Annotated in this window: 13 protein-coding genes and 1 pseudogene; 2 read left to right on the top strand and 12 right to left on the bottom strand. The window is 42.3% G+C overall.

Translation table 11 applies throughout. The annotated features are described in order from the left end of the window. Nucleotides 1-20 precede the first annotated feature (20 nt). From P5Y91_RS04045 to P5Y91_RS04035, 3 genes are all read right to left on the bottom strand, one after another. Entirely contained in the window at nucleotides 21-1,184 is a 1,164-nt protein-coding gene (locus P5Y91_RS04045; RefSeq protein ID WP_277839020.1) for a MalY/PatB family protein, read from the bottom strand. A 1-nt stretch (nucleotide 1,185) separates the two neighbouring features. Then, a complete protein-coding gene (locus P5Y91_RS04040; protein WP_070595297.1) occupies nucleotides 1,186-2,283 on the bottom strand; it encodes a cystathionine gamma-synthase in 1,098 nt (365 codons plus the stop codon). 139 nt (nucleotides 2,284-2,422) lie between these two features. Then, entirely contained in the window at nucleotides 2,423-4,051 is a 1,629-nt protein-coding gene (locus P5Y91_RS04035; RefSeq protein ID WP_070675059.1) for a putative polysaccharide biosynthesis protein, read from the bottom strand. An 87-nt stretch (nucleotides 4,052-4,138) separates the two neighbouring features. On the opposite strand from P5Y91_RS04035, the gene P5Y91_RS04030 reads away from it, so the two are divergent. After that, entirely contained in the window at nucleotides 4,139-5,584 is a 1,446-nt protein-coding gene (locus P5Y91_RS04030; RefSeq protein WP_070675062.1) for a UDP-N-acetylmuramoyl-L-alanyl-D-glutamate--L-lysine ligase, read from the top strand. Between the two features lie 41 nt (nucleotides 5,585-5,625). Here the strand turns inward: P5Y91_RS04030 and P5Y91_RS04025 are convergent, their stop codons facing one another. From P5Y91_RS04025 to P5Y91_RS03995, 7 genes are all read right to left on the bottom strand, one after another. Further along, nucleotides 5,626-6,273: a DUF1803 domain-containing protein gene (locus tag P5Y91_RS04025; RefSeq protein WP_023918819.1), complete on the bottom strand. Its 648-nt coding sequence runs from the start codon at nucleotides 6,271-6,273 to the stop codon at nucleotides 5,626-5,628. Between the two features lie 190 nt (nucleotides 6,274-6,463). Then, on the bottom strand, nucleotides 6,464-7,042 hold the full coding sequence (locus P5Y91_RS04020) for a TetR/AcrR family transcriptional regulator (RefSeq protein ID WP_070595302.1): 579 nt from the start codon (nucleotides 7,040-7,042) through the stop codon (nucleotides 6,464-6,466). Then, entirely contained in the window at nucleotides 7,042-7,743 is a 702-nt protein-coding gene (locus P5Y91_RS04015; protein WP_023918823.1) for an MBL fold metallo-hydrolase, read from the bottom strand. The genes P5Y91_RS04020 and P5Y91_RS04015 overlap by 1 nt, the downstream gene beginning before the upstream one ends. Before the next feature lie 222 nt (nucleotides 7,744-7,965). Then, nucleotides 7,966-8,478 carry a YiiX/YebB-like N1pC/P60 family cysteine hydrolase gene (locus tag P5Y91_RS04010; protein WP_070675064.1) on the bottom strand — a complete coding sequence of 171 codons (513 nt, stop codon included), beginning with the start codon at nucleotides 8,476-8,478 and terminating at the stop codon, nucleotides 7,966-7,968. A 63-nt stretch (nucleotides 8,479-8,541) separates the two neighbouring features. Further along, nucleotides 8,542-9,477, bottom strand: coding sequence for a manganese-dependent inorganic pyrophosphatase (locus P5Y91_RS04005; RefSeq protein ID WP_003005572.1), 936 nt, complete (start codon nucleotides 9,475-9,477; stop codon nucleotides 8,542-8,544). A gap of 124 nt (nucleotides 9,478-9,601) precedes the next feature. Then, nucleotides 9,602-10,396: a pyruvate formate-lyase-activating protein gene (gene pflA, locus P5Y91_RS04000; RefSeq protein ID WP_003005017.1), complete on the bottom strand. Its 795-nt coding sequence runs from the start codon at nucleotides 10,394-10,396 to the stop codon at nucleotides 9,602-9,604. A 213-nt stretch (nucleotides 10,397-10,609) separates the two neighbouring features. Continuing rightward, complete coding sequence (locus P5Y91_RS03995; protein WP_118396624.1) at nucleotides 10,610-12,919, bottom strand: DUF8508 domain-containing protein; 2,310 nt, start codon at nucleotides 12,917-12,919, stop codon at nucleotides 10,610-10,612. A gap of 129 nt (nucleotides 12,920-13,048) precedes the next feature. Here P5Y91_RS03995 and treR point away from each other — a divergent pair. After that, nucleotides 13,049-13,740, top strand: a pseudogene (gene treR / locus P5Y91_RS03990) (trehalose operon repressor). Between the two features lie 187 nt (nucleotides 13,741-13,927). Here treR and P5Y91_RS03985 read toward each other — a convergent pair. Beyond that, nucleotides 13,928-14,731, bottom strand: coding sequence for an ABC transporter ATP-binding protein (locus P5Y91_RS03985; protein ID WP_118396622.1), 804 nt, complete (start codon nucleotides 14,729-14,731; stop codon nucleotides 13,928-13,930). A 9-nt stretch (nucleotides 14,732-14,740) separates the two neighbouring features. After that, entirely contained in the window at nucleotides 14,741-15,634 is an 894-nt protein-coding gene (locus P5Y91_RS03980) for an ABC transporter permease (protein ID WP_277839019.1), read from the bottom strand. Nucleotides 15,635-15,641: the final 7 nt, after the last annotated feature.

Below are 15,641 nucleotides of genomic sequence, written 5' to 3'. Positions count from 1 at the left end.
CACTTACAGAAAGTCAACACTTATTTGTGAAAAGTTTCCACCAAACGTTTGGTAATTTCTTCAATGAGGGTGAAGGGAGCTGCCACATTGAGGCGGGCATGCAAGTTTCCTTCTTTTCCAAAATCTGTTCCACGGTTCAAAATCAATTTGGCTTGGTCATGGATTTTAGCATGCAGCTCATCATCGCTATAAGGATAGGCTGAAAAGTCCAACCAAAGAAGATAGGTTCCTTGGGGCTTCATGACACGGATTTTAGTGTTTTCATGCAATTCATCTACGACATAGTCAATGTGTTTTTCAAAGACTTGCTTGAGCTCTGTCAACCAAGGCTTGCCATGACGATAAGCCGCTTCTGTAGCAATATACCCTAAGCCTGAGATTTCATGTTGATTATTAGCCAATTGCCGTTGTTTAAAAGCTGTACGAAGTTTTGGATTTTCAATGACCACATAGGAATTTTTTGTTCCTGCAATATTGAAAGTCTTGGTAGCACTAGTTAAGATCAAACTGAAATCTTTAAAGCTTGGATCAACCGTGTTAAAACTGGTATGACGGTGGCCAAACAAGGCCAAATCTTGGTGGATCTCATCTGAAACGAGAAGGACACCATGTTTTTGACAAAGGTGGCCGATTTTTTCCAAGACTTCACAATCCCATACACGGCCTCCAGGATTGTGCGGATTACACAAAACATAGAGTTTAACCTCTTGCTCCACAATATCTTTTTCCAGCTGATCAAAATCAATTTGGAAAAGACCATCCTTTTCAACTAATGAATTTTCGATCAATTTTCGACGATTGAGTTTGACACTTCGGGCAAATGGAGGATAGACCGGTGTATTGATTAAGACAGCATCCCCTTCCTTGGTGAAGGCTTGAATAGCTGTTGAAATAGCTGGAACAACGCCTTCGATAAAGACGATAGCTTCCTTGTCAAAGGAATAGCCATGCTCTTCTTTTTCCCAATCAAGGATAGACTGGTAGAGGCTATCCGATGCATAGGTGTAGCCATAGACCATTTGGTCTGCATAGCCGATAACAGCTTCTCGTACTTCTGGAATGACATTAAAATCCATGTCCGCGATCCAAGCTGGAATGATTTCTGGATCGGTCTCTGTTTCTTTCCATTTGTAGGTATGGTGGGTCAAGCGATTCGGTAAAGTCGTGAAATCATATTTGGTCATCTTAAGCCTCCAATGCTTGTTTCAAATCTTCAATCAAATCATCCGCATCTTCGATTCCGATGGACAACCGAAGAAGATCATCTGTCAAACCGTATGAATGACGAACTTCTGCAGGAATGTCCGCGTGAGTTTGGGTGGTAGGATAAGTGATCAAACTTTCAACTCCGCCAAGGCTTTCTGCAAAGGTAAAGACTTGAAGGGAATTCAACAAGTTAGGAATTTTTTTCTCATCTTGAATTTTAAAGGAGACCATTCCACCTTTTCCAGTGTAGAGGACTTCTTTGACCTGAGGGGAGGTTTTCAAAAACTCGACCACCTTGCGAGCATTCTCTGTGGAGCGCTCCATCCGGATAGAGAGCGTTTTGAGACCACGGATCAGCAGATAGCTGTCAAATGGGGAAAGAACAGCACCTGTCGTGTTCAAATTGTAAAAGAGTTTGTCATACAAGTCTGCATCATTTGTCACGACAACACCAGCCAAGACATCGTTGTGACCAGCCAGGTACTTGGTTGCTGAATGAAGAACAATATCCGCTCCCTCTTCAATCGGGCGTTGATAGATCGGGCTATAGAAGGTATTGTCCACCACGACTTTGGCACCTTTTGCATGGGCCAATTTGGCTAAATGAGCAATATCAAATTCCAACATCAATGGATTGGTTGGTGTTTCAATATAGAGGACATCCACCGGACCATGATCTAGATGGTGGATCAGTTCTTCTTCCGTATTGGCATAGGTGAAAGAGAAACGACCTTCTTGCTCTTGTTGGTTAAACCAGCGGAAAGAACCTCCATAAAGGTCACGAACGGCTAAGACTTTTGAACCAACAGGGAAAATGCTAAAAGCAAGCACAATAGCTGACATTCCAGAGCTTGTCGCCAAAGCATAGTCTGCACTTTCGATAGCTGCCAAAGTTTTCTCAGCTGTTGCGCGTGTTGGATTTTTCGTACGGGTATAGTCAAAACCTGTAGACTGACCAAATTCTGGGTGTTGGTAAGTCGTAGAGAAATGCAAAGGAGTCGTCAAAGCTCCCGTTGCTTTATCCGACTTGATTCCTGCCTGTGCCAAGATAGTATTGATATTGCGTTTTTTACTCATATTGCCCTCCGATAAACATTCAATCTAACTGCTTACTATTTTATCACTATTATGAGGAGAGCGGTTTTCCCATTTTCAAGACCTAGCTATAGTTTCAAACTATAAGAAAAGGCTGGGCACTTTTTACCCAACCTCTGATTTATTTAATCCGGAATTTTTGTCTGAGACGTGCAGCTTGACCTCCAATAAAGCGGTCAAAATACCGTAGCCATAATCCTAAGGCTCCATAAATAGCAACTCCTAATCCGCCTATGACGATGATATAAATCATGCTCGATACACGGCCATTTGGTGGGAAAATCCAGCCCAAAATCAAGCCTGCGATCAAGACTCCAAGTAGCATCACTACAGTCAGGATAGAACCAAGCAAGGTCCGCTTGAAGATGATGGTTCGATTAAACTGAGTAATGGTTTGGATCTCCCGATACATGAGAACGATTGGCACCATTAAGGCAATGGTCGTTGACAAAAGCGGCCCATAAGAACGAAAGACCAAAATAAATGGAATTTGTAGGACCAATTTCACCACTACACCATAAAAGAAGTAGCGGATGGCCTTGCGATTTTGAAAGAGGGCTTGAATCATTGGCGATAAGACCGTGTAAAGACCGAGAATTACCGTCTGCAACATCGCTACGATGAAGAGTCCTAAGGCCAAGCTATCTGGTTGCCCATAGAAAACCGTATAAAGTGGTTTTGCGACTGCTACTGCACCAAAGGTGGCTGGAAGCAAGAAAGCTAGCAACATGGTCAAGTTATCCTGTACGAGCTTCCCAGCTGCTTTTAGGTCCCCCTTCACATAATTCTCTGTCAACAGAGGAATCCCAACTCCCCCAATCGAAGTCGCTACTGCTATCAAGATCATGGTAATTTTGTTTGGATTAGCAGAGAAATAACTAAACATGACCATGAGCTGCTTTTGACTATAGTCTGTGAACCAAGACATGACATTGATAAAGGTCATCTGGTCAACAATTTGGAAGAGCTGAATCGCAGAACCAGTAATGATAAAAGGAATAGCTTCCCGAATCGTATCGATCAAGAGAGCCCGAGTGTCAATCCCTTCACTTCCCTCTTGCTTTCTAAAAATAGAAGAGAGCAAGCCTGTCTTTGCAAGGTAATAAAAGAGCACCAGAAGGCTCGCTCCCATACCGATAAAGGCCGCAAAGGTCGACTGCGTCACAGCCTGCACATAGTCTCCTGAGCCAATCTTCATAATGAAGAAGGTCGTGAGCAACATCCAGATGACCCGGATCACTTGTTCAGCGATCTGGCTAATGGCGTAAGGCTTCATGTTGTTAAAACCTTGGAAAAATCCCCGGATGACACTCATGGAAGGAAAGATCAAGACAGCCCAAGAAAGGCTCTGCATGATCGGAATCAACTCTTTTCCCCCACCTGAAAGACTAGCAAAGACAGGAGACAAAAGATACATGAGAATGGCAAATCCAAGGCCTAGAATTCCCATGAACTTCAAGAAACCCCGAATCAAAGCAAAACTATGATCGGCTTGTTCTCGGGTATTGTATTTGGCTACTTGCTTGGCAACGGCTACGGGTACTCCGGCTGTCGAAATCAAGAGAAACCAAGCATAGATATTGTAGCCCATTGTAAAAAGACCATTGGCTTGTGGCCCATATTTTCCCATCCAAATATACCAAGGAATAATATAAGCGGCTCCTAGCAAACGGCTGATAAAGTTGCTGGCTGTCATCCAGGCAGTCCCGCGTAGCATCTGGGCTTGCTGGTCATTTTGTTCGTGACTCATTGGTGTCCTCTTTCGTTTCTTCTTCTCTTCATTATAAACTTTTCCATGACACTTGTAAAATAGGGACTTTAGGTTTACAATAGTTTTATGATTACAATTGAACAAACCCTCAACATTTTAAAACATGACCAAAATTTCCGAGAAATTCTAGTAAATGGTGAATACTACTACCATCTAGAAGGAACAAGTTTTGATGCTATTAGCTATGATAGCCGGAAGGTTTCTGCTAGCACCCTCTTTTTTGTCAAAGGGGCCAACTTCAAAAAAGAATACCTGGAACAGGCTATTTCTAATGGACTCGGCTTTTATGTCTCTGAAAAAGATTATGAAGTTGGTATTCCTGCTATCCTCGTCAATGATATCAAACAGGCCATGAGCTTAATTGCCATGGAGTTTTATGGGCACCCTGAGAAACAATTAAAACTATTGGCCTTCACAGGGACTAAGGGAAAGACAACCGCGGCCTATTTTGCTTACCATATTTTGGAACAAAGTCACCGACCAGCTATGCTGTCTACCATGAATACGACACTGGATGGTAAAAACTTCTTTAAATCGACCCTGACAACGCCAGAGAGTTTGGATCTTTTTGCCATGATGGCTCAGGCAGTAGCCAATGATCGGACCCACCTGATTATGGAAGTTTCCAGTCAAGCTTATCTGGTGAAACGGGTTTACGGTCTGACTTTTGACGTTGGTGTTTTTCTCAACATCAGTCCTGACCATATTGGCCCGATTGAACACCCAACTTTTGAGGATTATTTCTACCACAAACGTCTCCTCATGAAGAACAGCCAAGCCGTTGTCATCAATAGTGATATGGATCATTTCCAAGTTTTAGCGGACCAAGTCGCGAACCAAGACCACGATTTTTATGGAAGCCAGTCTGAGAATCAAATTGAAAACTCTAAGGCCTTCAGCTTCTCAGCCACTGGTAAATTAGCTGGAAACTATGAAATCCAACTGATTGGACATTTCAACCAAGAAAATGCTGTAGCAGCAGGTCTTGCCTGCCTTCGCCTAGGTGCGAGCCTCGAGGATATCCAAAAAGGGATTGCTAAGACGCGCGTTCCAGGCCGAATGGAAGTCTTGACTCAGAAAAACGGCGCTAAGGTCTTCATCGACTACGCCCATAATGGAGATAGCTTGAAAAAACTGCTCTCAGTTGTCGAAACCCATCAAACAGGGACGATTTCACTGGTCCTTGGATCAACTGGTAATAAAGGAGAGAGCCGCCGCAAAGACTTTGGCTTACTCTTAGAAGACCATCCTGAGATCCAAGTCTTCCTCACAGCGGATGATCCCAACTATGAAGATCCTTTGGCTATCGCTGAAGAGATTAGTAGTTTTATCACGCGCCCTGTCGAGAAAATCGCAGATCGCGAAGAAGCCATTCAAGTGGCTATGGCAACAACCAGCAAGCCTGAAGATGCCGTCATTATCGCCGGAAAAGGAGCGGATTGCTACCAAATCGTCAATGGCGTAAAAGAAGAGTATCCAGGTGACGCCGCCATTGCTGAACGTTATCTATAATCAAACGAAACAAGGCTAGGAAATTTTCCTAGCCTTGTTTATTATTTGATAAACATCAGTCTTTCCTTGTCCAAGTCCACTGCTAATTCATATTTGCCTTCAGCATTTTTGCGGATATAGCCTAAGACTTCTAAACTATCGACAAAGATGTCCTTGCGCTTTTGCTGGACTACTTCTTTTTTGAGGAACTTGAGCAAAAAGCTGGTCATATACTTGAGAGCATACTCAGGATTGACATCTCCCAAGATAGCATAGAGCTTTTCTTGCTCCTCCGTCAATGGATATTGGTGTTTCACCTTGTAGAAGTAATTGGAAAGGGTCTGTGCATTTCGCGCAAAGTCCGTCTCCTCCACCAAAATCGCTTCATTGGTACTATTGCGAAGTTCCGTTTGGAAGATCCTGGCTTTTAATTCTTGATAAACTGCACTGTCCTCTCGGACAAAGACCTCCTGATCCAAGTCAACAAGATCAGCTGACTCCAAGAAGGGCAGGTTGAGGGTGTAGCGTTTATTTTCTCGAAGTATGAAGCCCGCTTTGATATATTCCTCCATCAGCTTATCCACTGGTTGATCCGGAAATTGGGCCTTAATTTGCCGCAGGATCACATCGTCATGCTGATCCAAATAGTTGATCAAGTCCTTGAAAAATGGCTGACGTGTCAAACGTGTGGGATTAATGATTGTAATCATAAATAGGTCTCGTTTACTGTTTTATCGGTTCGTTCTTATTGTAACATAAAAATTAGTTTAAGCGAAATCAATACCAAAGGACAAAATCTTCAATTTATGGATAGGCAGACAAGAGGGGAAAATAAGGCAATAAAAGAACTTAGTCTTTTCAATCCAAGTTTACTGTAGAAGCCCCATAAGTTATTCCAACTCATTTCATTTCTATTATTTTAAAAGAAATAAAATCAGTCAGTAGTTGCTTAATGCGTTCTGGACATTCTTCATTGTCCCTACTGTAGATACTCACTAAGCCATGTAAAAAAATAAAGATTCCACTACGAATATTTAGCGCTTCTGCATCAGATAAGTCTTTCGGTAAAAAGACATCAATAGCTTCTTCCAATAAACGATAACTTTTCATTCTCAATTGCATCAACGGTTGCGAACAATCGCCTGAATCTTCATGCTCTCCACGGTAAAAAATCAATAATTCATAAAAATTACGTTCTCTAAACCCAAAATCCACGTATGTTTGACAGATTTGAAGCAGACGTTCCTTATCATTCTGCTTGGAATGACTGATTTCTAAGCAAGTATGATAGAGGTGAGTTAACGGTTTTTCCGCTACTGCATATAATATATCCTCTTTCTTTTTAAAATACTGATAAATAGCTGTATGTGAACATCCTGCAGCTTGAGCAATCTGCCTAATTCCCACCTTCTGGTAAGGTTCTTTTCGGAAAATTTCCTCTGCTACTCTGATAATTCTGGACCTTGTATCCTTTGCCATTACAAACTCCCTTTAAACCCATCCGATGCCTCAAAATCTCGTACTGCATCTTTTACCTCACTACCATGACAAACACTAACAAGTGCCTGTGAATAATCCTTGAGAATTCTTTCACCACTAGCTAAAGCCTGTCTCATATCTGCTGTATATCCTTTCATTGGTGGACGCAACTTTCCATTTCTCGTAGCTGTAAAAAGATCTCCAGCAATTAAAACTTGATCCTCTTCATGGTAATAAACAACATGACCAGGGGAATGACCAGGAGAAAATAGTGGTTTTAGTCCTGCACTACTTATCAAGTCTTGACCTTCTTGACTTTCAACAGTTATAAAAGTAGCCGGATCAAAAATCACTTTTTCCGTCTCTTTTCTATTAGGAAAAGGTTCTTTGCCTGAAATATAGGGGAATTCCTTCTCACTGATTAAAGTCGGGATGTTCCCAAAGTGCTGTCTAAGATAGGGCAAACCTTTGATATGATCTGGATGTCCATGGGTCAGAAAAATTGCTTCAATTTTTTGTGGGAGTAAAAACTGGGCAGCGTACTTCTCCATTCCTCGCATTCCCGTATCAATCACATAAAAGCGACCAGATGATTCAACTAGCCATATGCTGACAACAAAAACACCCAATTCGAACTCAAACTTTCTTATATGTGGACTGATTTGTTTTGTACGTGTTAATAAACGATACAAGAAAGACATATTTACTTCCTCCTTTGATTTCCATCAAAAACTAACCAGTGGTTAGTTTTTTTGTGAAGTATATCATATTTTATCTGTCTAAACAAGAAACATCCAGAGGATATTAGAAAAAAATACAACTTTTACAAGTTGTATTCGAAGGTAGAACATATTTTTAAAATATTATTTTTCTTTAGTTTGATGTAACTCTTATAAACTGTATCAAAGATTCAGATTGTTGTTTCATGAATCCAAATCATCCAAATACCTTTCTTTAAACTGTAGCTGTGGTGATTGGGCTAACTGACTTGGATTGGTCCCGGGCTGATCTAGGGGAACGGCTAGGCCAAGTTCCTTGTAGTAATCCAGCCAGAACGGACTAATCTCCTCATCCTCATCTCCAAACTTCATGGGAATGGTCTCAAAAATAGGAAGTAATTCAGCGATGAACTGGGAACAATAGAAACCATCTCCATCTGGATAAAAGGACGCATTGTAGGGAGCCCCTAAAAGGCTCTCTGCCCGCTTCTTGACTTCTTTGAGATCGATTTTCGGGTAGCGATAAAGGTCATATACTTTCCCGTCTTCAAAGAAATTTTCAGGGGATTGGGCAAGGACGCCACCTTCCACCGTGGCATGATAAATGGAACCGTCCAAAAAGATAACCACATGGCTGTAGTTACCTGTCGAAGTCTGAATGGCCTGCCCCATTTCCGTATCTTCTCTAACAAAAATCAAATCACCATTTTCTAACATACTTCTCTCCTAGCAAAAAAGGAGCCGAAACTCCTTTTTAATAATGGGTTTCCCCATTTATCATTATGCATTAAAGCTTTCAGTCAATTGAGGAACCACTTGTTTCTTACGTGAAACGGCACCTGGAAGGAAGGCATGATTGTTTTCAAGTTTGAAGTTGAAGGCTGCTTCTACCTTGTCCATGTTGGCACCAAGAGCCAAGATTTCTGAGTTTGAGTTGACGATGTCTGTAATCATCAAAACAAAGTCAGAGTAGCCGTTAGCTGCATTGGCAGCTTGGATAGCTGCTTCGATTTCAGCTTGGCGTTCCAAAACTTCCGCAATATCAACTGTGTTCACTTGAGCCACACGAACGTTATTTCCGTTCAATTCAAAAGTCTTAGCATCGATGTCGATCAATTCTTCTGCTGATTTGCTTGCCAAGTTAGTACCAGCCTTGAGCATTGCAAGACCATATTCTTCCAAGTTGACACCAGCCAATTCAGCCAATTCTGGCGCAATCACTTTATCAGATGGGTGTGTTGTTGGAGATTTCAAAAGAAGGGTATCTGAAATCAAACCTGAAAGCATCAAACCTGCCAATTCTTTTGGCACTGCTACACCGTGTTCTTTGAACATGCGGTAAACGATAGAAGATGCTGATCCAACTGGTTCCAAACGCATGTAAAGTGGACTTGCAGTTTCAAAGTTAGCCACACGGTGGTGATCCACCACACCGTAAACTTCTACTTCAGCGATATCTGAAACAGATTGTTGGAATTCATTGTGGTCTGTTAAGATGACTTGCTCTGCACCTTCTGCTTTAGCCGATGTGATCACGCGTGGTGCTTCCACACCAAAATAATCCAATACGAAAGCTGTTTCTTCATTTGGAGTTCCTAGAGCCACTGCTTCTGTATCCAAACCATATGCTTCTTTTGCAAGATAAGCAAAGGCTACTGATGAACCGATAGCATCTGAGTCAGGATTTTGGTGACCAAAAACAAGAATTTTTGACATATTTCTACCTCTTTATTTCATTTATAGATTCACTCTATTTTAACACGTTTTGCCGTTTAAAGAAAGGGAAGAACAATGCATTTCACTAGAAAAAACAGTTGGGATTGCCAACTGTTTTTCTTCTTTATCCTTTGACCCGTTTCAGGTAATCTTGGTAACTTTCTGTTTCCATCAAATCTTTTGCATTTTGAACCCGTTCTTTTGTCGGTGGTTTCACACCCTCCAATTTGTAGGGAATGCCCAACTCCCGCCATTTGAATTCCCCCATGGTATGATAAGGGAGAATTTCAAATTTATCAACATTTTTCAGGGTCTTAACAAATTTTCCAAGCTCGATCAAGTCATCATCTCGGTCCGTCAAACCTGGCACCAAAACATGGCGAATCCAGACTGGTTTTCCAATATCAGACAAGTACTTAGCACAAGCTAAGATCGTTTTATTGGTATGGCTGGTCACAATTTTGTGTCGTTCATCATTGATTTCCTTGATATCAAGAAGCACCAAGTCTGTCACCGCCATCAAGCGGTCGAATTTTTCCAAATAACGAGGTGTATTCCGGAAAGGAAGGGCACAGGTATCCAAGGTACAATGAATGCCCAACTCTTGAGCCTTAGTAAAAAGTGCAATCAAGAAGTCAATCTGCAAGAGGGCTTCTCCACCACTGACAGTGATTCCCCCTTTTTCGCCCCAAAATCCACGATAACGGAGGGCTTCTTCTAGGACATCATCCACTGTCCGTTCACGGGACTTGTTGGTTTCCATTGCCCAAGTATCTGGATTGTGGCAGTATTGACACCGCATTTGACAGCCTTGAAGGAAGACAATAAAGCGGATCCCAGGCCCGTCTACTGCACCAAAACTTTCTGTTGAGTGTACCATTCCTGTTACTTTTCCATAGTCAACTGTTTCATTTTCCATTGAGGAACCTCTTCTCTTGAAAACGTTTTATGATTTTATTATAACACGATTCCATCTATTTTAAAGAGTTTAAGCCTCTTTTTGAAAAGAAACTGTTCTTTTCAGTATTTTTCATTGTCCTAGTACAGTTTCCAATATGGGCCTAACTGTCCTGTATTTTAATAGAAAAAAGGAGCCAGCGACTCCTTTTTTAGATCTTTCTTATGAAACACGTTAGTGAGTCATCCTTTTCTTTTTATACCAAACAAGACTCATCGTAGCTACTGCCACCCCAAAAAGAGCTAGATAGCTTGTTTCTTGTCCAGTAGATGGAAGGATTTTCCGTTTACCTGGTGTCTTAGTTTCTGTTACTGCCTCTTCCTTGTCTTCTTGCTTCTCATCTTCGTTCTTGTCCTTCTCTTTATTTTCAGCTGTTGAACTCTTTTGTTCATTAGCTTGAGCCTGATGAGGGGCTAGTTGAGACTCTGTATTCGATGAAGAAGGGCTGGTTTGTTCCGTTGCTTGTCCTGTATTGCCTTTTTGATCATCTGTCGGCGTTCCTGGAGTTTGTGCTCCACTAAAGTCGATTTGGACCAAGACAGGATCATGGTCTGATGCACGACCGTGTTCCTTCATAAAGGAAGCATTGATATGGACTGGTTCAAACCTTGCTTTGGCTGCCATGTTGTTTGAGATAAAAATGTTATCCAATACTTGATTGCTTCCACGGTAGAAATAAGAATAGCGATCACCTGCATCATGTTGGGCCATTAAGTTGGTTAGTTCACTGCCCGCAAGGATCTGTGCCGTGGTTGAGAAATCGTAATCATTAAAATCACCCGTCAAAACGAAGGTGGTCTTCGGATTTTGCTTCAAGCCTTCTTGAACAAATTGATGAATGACACTGGCTTGTGCTTCACGAGTTGGCAAGGTATGTTCCACTGATGGTTGGCTTGCCCCATAAATAGCATCATCTCCGATTTTTGATTTCAAGTGATTGGCAATCACCACAACTGGTTGGCCTTTGAATTCAAACTCAACGGCTAAAGACTTGCGAGTATGATCAAACGATGAATCGCTAGGGGCAATCCGAGCTGGGTTTTTAACCAGGTGTCCCTTGTCAAATTGCGCTGCTTCGTTGCTAGTCGCTGCCTCTTTTTTAGCTAAGGTCACGCGTTCCGGATTGTAGAGAATTCCCAAACGAATATTGGAACCTGGCTTTCCACCGTCAGCGCCATCTAGTGGAGCAACCTCCGTATACTCATAGCTCTTGCCACCCAATTCCTTGATCCGACTAGCTAGTTTGCGTCCACTTTCAACACCACTGGTCGTCCCGTCATCCACACTGCCATTATTGTCCTGCACTTCGATCAAAGTGATAATATCCGGATTGTGAATTTCATGGATAAAGGAATTGGCAATCAGCGTCACCTTATCCTCTGGCGTTTCATTTTTGGCATTGTTGGCCGAGAAATTTTCAATATTATAGGAAGCGATGGTCAGCTTGTCCTCACTTGGTTGGGTTTGAGCTGCTTGACGCTGCAAGCCGCCGTCTTGGACTGTCAACTGTTGAGTGGGCTCTACCTTATAAAAGCTATTCCGATACGTCACCACTCCTGTTACATCTTCTGCAAAGTAATCTTTGGCTTTTGCGACAAACTGATTACCAACATAAATCGGGATCGTCGCTGTATTTTGTGCATGGGGCCGTAGATTCAGACCTCCAATATTGTTTAAAGGAAGGCCTGTAAAATCTTCTCCCAATACATAGATATCTCCTTTATACTGGGGACCTAAAACATGCGGTTTCTTTACCACAGTGAGCATGCCTTCCAGACTTTCCCAATAATCGAGGGCATCGGTTTCTGGAGCATAAGCAGTTGGATTAGTCTTCACCTCTGCCGGCATCCCTGCAGTGATATTCACAGCTTCTGGAAGAGGGGCTGTCCCGTCTTTTGTGATCCAAGCATCAACCAACATGGTCACCGTTAAACTATTCGTCGGTTCCTTAAAGGTCTTCCCAGCTCCCAAGGTGACTTCTTCCATATAACCTTCCTTGACAGTACCGGTGATTTTTACCTTGTCACCGACCTTGACCTTATATTTAGAAACTACATAAATCCCATCTGAAGTCCGACTATTACCATCCGATTCAATATCTTGAGCATAAAAACCATAGCGGTCTGTTTTGGTCACGACCGCATTTTTGATGGCTACCTTTTGGCCTTCAAGTGGAGAGCGTTGCGCTTCCCCTTGAATCTCCCCAATCTTAACCGTCTTCTCTTCGATATCCTCCGAGGAACTGCTAGATATCTCTCCTCTATCACTCGAAGCTCTCGTCGTAGCTTCTGTAGTTGTTGTAGCGGAAGTCGAATGATTTGTCGAGCCTTCCTCGCTACTAGTGTTCGTCACAAGCGCTGGCTCTGAAGTCGAAGCTGTGGTCTCGTCTGCAACTACCGTGAGGGCACTGCTAAAAACCCCCAACTGACTAGCCAATAAGGTAGCTACTGCTAATAATCGAATCTTTTTTCCGTTATTTCTCATGCTTCTCTCCATCCCTAAAAAGTTTTCCTCTTTTATTATAAGGGAATGGTTTTACATTTTCAAGCGCTTTCAAAAATATTTTTCAAAAAAACAGACAAGCGAGTCCAAATCATGAAAAAATAGCAACATATCTATCAAATTTTAAAAGAGCAAATAGTAGAAGAAAAATATCTAGTCGGGGATTTTCTGCCTAGCGAAAACGACTTAAAAGAGCACTACCAGGTCAGCCGAGATACCATCCGCAAATCCCTCAAGCTCTTGCAGGAGGAAGGCTTTATCGAGACTGTTCAAGGGATGGGGTCTCAAATTTGTAGGCAATCCCATTTTGACTTTCCTGTCTCGCAATTAACCAGCTACCAAGAAATCGTCAAAGCTTCGGGTCTTCAGTCAGAAACCAATGTCATTCGTTTGGAAAAAATCACTATCGATGAAAAAGGAGCCAAAAAACTGGATTTCCCCTTCACCGCTTAGTTTGGAAGGTGACCCGGCAACGAGTGGTGGATGGCGTCGCTTCTGTCTTAGATATTGATTACCTGGATAGAGAACTGATTCCTGGCCTAACCAAGGAAATTGCCCAGCAATCTATTTATCAATATATAGAAGAAGACTTGAAATTGCAGATTGGCTATGCCAAGAAAGAAATTTTGATTTCACCAATCGATAATCTCGATAAGATCTTACTGGATCTTGGAAAAGACCAACACGTGGTGACGGTCCGTTCCCAAGTTTACTTAGCAGACGGACGACAATTCCAATTCACCGAAAGCCGTCACAAATTAGACAAGTTTCATTTTGTCGACTATGCAGAGCGGAGGAAATAAAAAAGGAGGCTGGGACAAAAGTCCTAGCCTCTCAATTGTTTTTGGATTGTCGAGCAAGACGCAGTGGTTGAGTGGGCTCTACTACGCTGATTTCATCAGCTTTTACAGCCCTACTCAACTTTGCGGATGTGGGACGACGAAATCGAATTCTAACGAATGACCGATTTCTGTCCCACTCTCTTTTATTTTATCCTAATACCAATTCATCACTCACCAAAGTTTCACCACTGTTTTGTTGGAAGAGGTGCACCAAATCTTCAACCGTTAGGTTTTTCTTTTCTTCTCCTTTGACGTCGACAACGATCTTGCCTTGGTAGAGCATGATCAAGCGGTTGCCGTATTCGATAGCATGGTTCATATCATGCGTAATCATCAAGGTTGTCAAATCATGGCTTTCCACGATCTTTTGTGTCAATTCCATGACCATTTCACTGGTCTTGGGATCAAGCGCTGCGGTATGTTCATCCAGAAGCAAGAGTTTGGGTTTAACCAAGGCTGCCATGACCAAAGTCAAAGCTTGACGTTGCCCACCAGATAGATATTGAGTATCGACTTTGAGACGGTTCTCTAAACCAATATTCAGTTCCTTCAAGGCTTCACGGAATAATTCGCGATCCTTCTCCCGAACGCCCCAGCCCAAACCACGAGATTTTCCACGACGTTGGGCAATGGCCATATTTTCTTCAATGGTCAAACGAGAAGCCGTCCCCATTTTAGGATCTTGGAAGACACGCGCAATATCCTTAGCACGCTTACGAACACTCGTATTTTTGATAGAGTTACCCTCTAGCAAGATATCCCCTTCATCCACGACTAGATTTCCTGCCAAGATGTTCATCAAGGTTGATTTCCCAGCTCCATTTCCACCGATAACCGAAATGAAATCTCCTTCTTCCACTTGGAGATCCAAGCCTTTTAAGACGTGGTTTTCATTAACCGTTCCTGCTTCAAATGTCTTATGAATGCCTTCAATTGATAATAATGTTGCCATACTTTTCTCCTACTTATTTCCTAACTTCAATCCGCGAACACGAAGACGTTTTTGCGCCTCAGGAGCGAACAAGACAATTGCGAGCAAGATTGCATTGAAGAGACGAACCATATTTTGATCGAGATTTGGGATCTCGTAAATATTTAAGATAATCAAACGGTAAACAATAGCTCCAACCCCGATGGAAAGCAAGCGCCAACCAATGGTCAATTCGTGGATCAAAACTTCAGCGATAATCACCGCACTCAAGCCGACTACGATCGTCCCTGTACCAGAAGTCACATCTGAGAAACCATCATTTTGTGCAAACATGGCTCCACAAAGGGCAATCAAACCATTGGAAATCATGTATCCCAACATCTTCATGTTATCTACATTGACCCCATTGGCTTCACTCATTGGAATGTTATCACCAGTCGAGCGCAAAACCAAGCCAAGTTGCGTCTTCATTAAGAGAGTTAACAAGATACAGACGATGATCAAGCAAGAAATGCTAATTAAAAAGACAGCTTCTTCATTGGATAAGCCCAATTTCATGACACTTTTGAAAATGGTACTGGCATCGCCAATAGAGAGGTTGGGTACTCCCCCCATGATTTTAATATTGATAGAGTAGAGACCGGTCAAAGTGACAATCCCTGTCAAGAGGGCTGGAATTTTCATTTTTGTATGGAGAATCCCAGAAACCAATCCTGCGATCATCCCTGCCAGGAAGCCCAACAAAGTTGCAAGCCAAGGGTTTCTTCCTGCTTGAATTTGGGAAGCTACAACTGCTGCCCCAAGTGGAAAGGCTCCTTCTGCCGTCATGTCAGCAATATCTAAAAATCGAAATGTTAAGTAAACACCGATCGCCATGATCGACCACAATAAACCTTCTGATAAACTTGATAAAACGAAATTCATCTCAAAC

Source organism: Streptococcus taoyuanensis, assembly GCF_029589235.1.
Lineage (GTDB): Bacteria > Bacillota > Bacilli > Lactobacillales > Streptococcaceae > Streptococcus > Streptococcus taoyuanensis.
The sequence above is the reverse complement of the archived record's forward strand: the minus strand, read 5'-3'. Positions and strand labels throughout refer to the sequence as shown.

Bases quoted from the DNA above. Each gene is read 5' to 3' on its own strand.
- P5Y91_RS04030 (WP_070675062.1), top strand. From the start codon at position 4,139: ATGATTACAATTGAACAAACCCTCAACATTTTAAAACATGACCAAAAT.
- pflA (WP_003005017.1), bottom strand. From the start codon at position 10,396: ATGGAAAATGAAACAGTTGACTATGGAAAAGTAACAGGAATGGTACAC.
- P5Y91_RS04025 (WP_023918819.1), bottom strand. From the start codon at position 6,273: ATGATTACAATCATTAATCCCACACGTTTGACACGTCAGCCATTTTTC.
- P5Y91_RS04015 (WP_023918823.1), bottom strand. From the start codon at position 7,743: ATGTCTTTCTTGTATCGTTTATTAACACGTACAAAACAAATCAGTCCA.
- P5Y91_RS03980 (WP_277839019.1), bottom strand. From the start codon at position 15,634: ATGAATTTCGTTTTATCAAGTTTATCAGAAGGTTTATTGTGGTCGATC.
- P5Y91_RS04040 (WP_070595297.1), bottom strand. From the start codon at position 2,283: ATGAGTAAAAAACGCAATATCAATACTATCTTGGCACAGGCAGGAATC.
- P5Y91_RS04020 (WP_070595302.1), bottom strand. From the start codon at position 7,042: ATGGCAAAGGATACAAGGTCCAGAATTATCAGAGTAGCAGAGGAAATT.
- P5Y91_RS04035 (WP_070675059.1), bottom strand. From the start codon at position 4,051: ATGAGTCACGAACAAAATGACCAGCAAGCCCAGATGCTACGCGGGACT.
- P5Y91_RS04005 (WP_003005572.1), bottom strand. From the start codon at position 9,477: ATGTCAAAAATTCTTGTTTTTGGTCACCAAAATCCTGACTCAGATGCT.
- P5Y91_RS03995 (WP_118396624.1), bottom strand. From the start codon at position 12,919: ATGAGAAATAACGGAAAAAAGATTCGATTATTAGCAGTAGCTACCTTA.
- P5Y91_RS03985 (WP_118396622.1), bottom strand. From the start codon at position 14,731: ATGGCAACATTATTATCAATTGAAGGCATTCATAAGACATTTGAAGCA.
- P5Y91_RS04010 (WP_070675064.1), bottom strand. From the start codon at position 8,478: ATGTTAGAAAATGGTGATTTGATTTTTGTTAGAGAAGATACGGAAATG.
- P5Y91_RS04045 (WP_277839020.1), bottom strand. From the start codon at position 1,184: ATGACCAAATATGATTTCACGACTTTACCGAATCGCTTGACCCACCAT.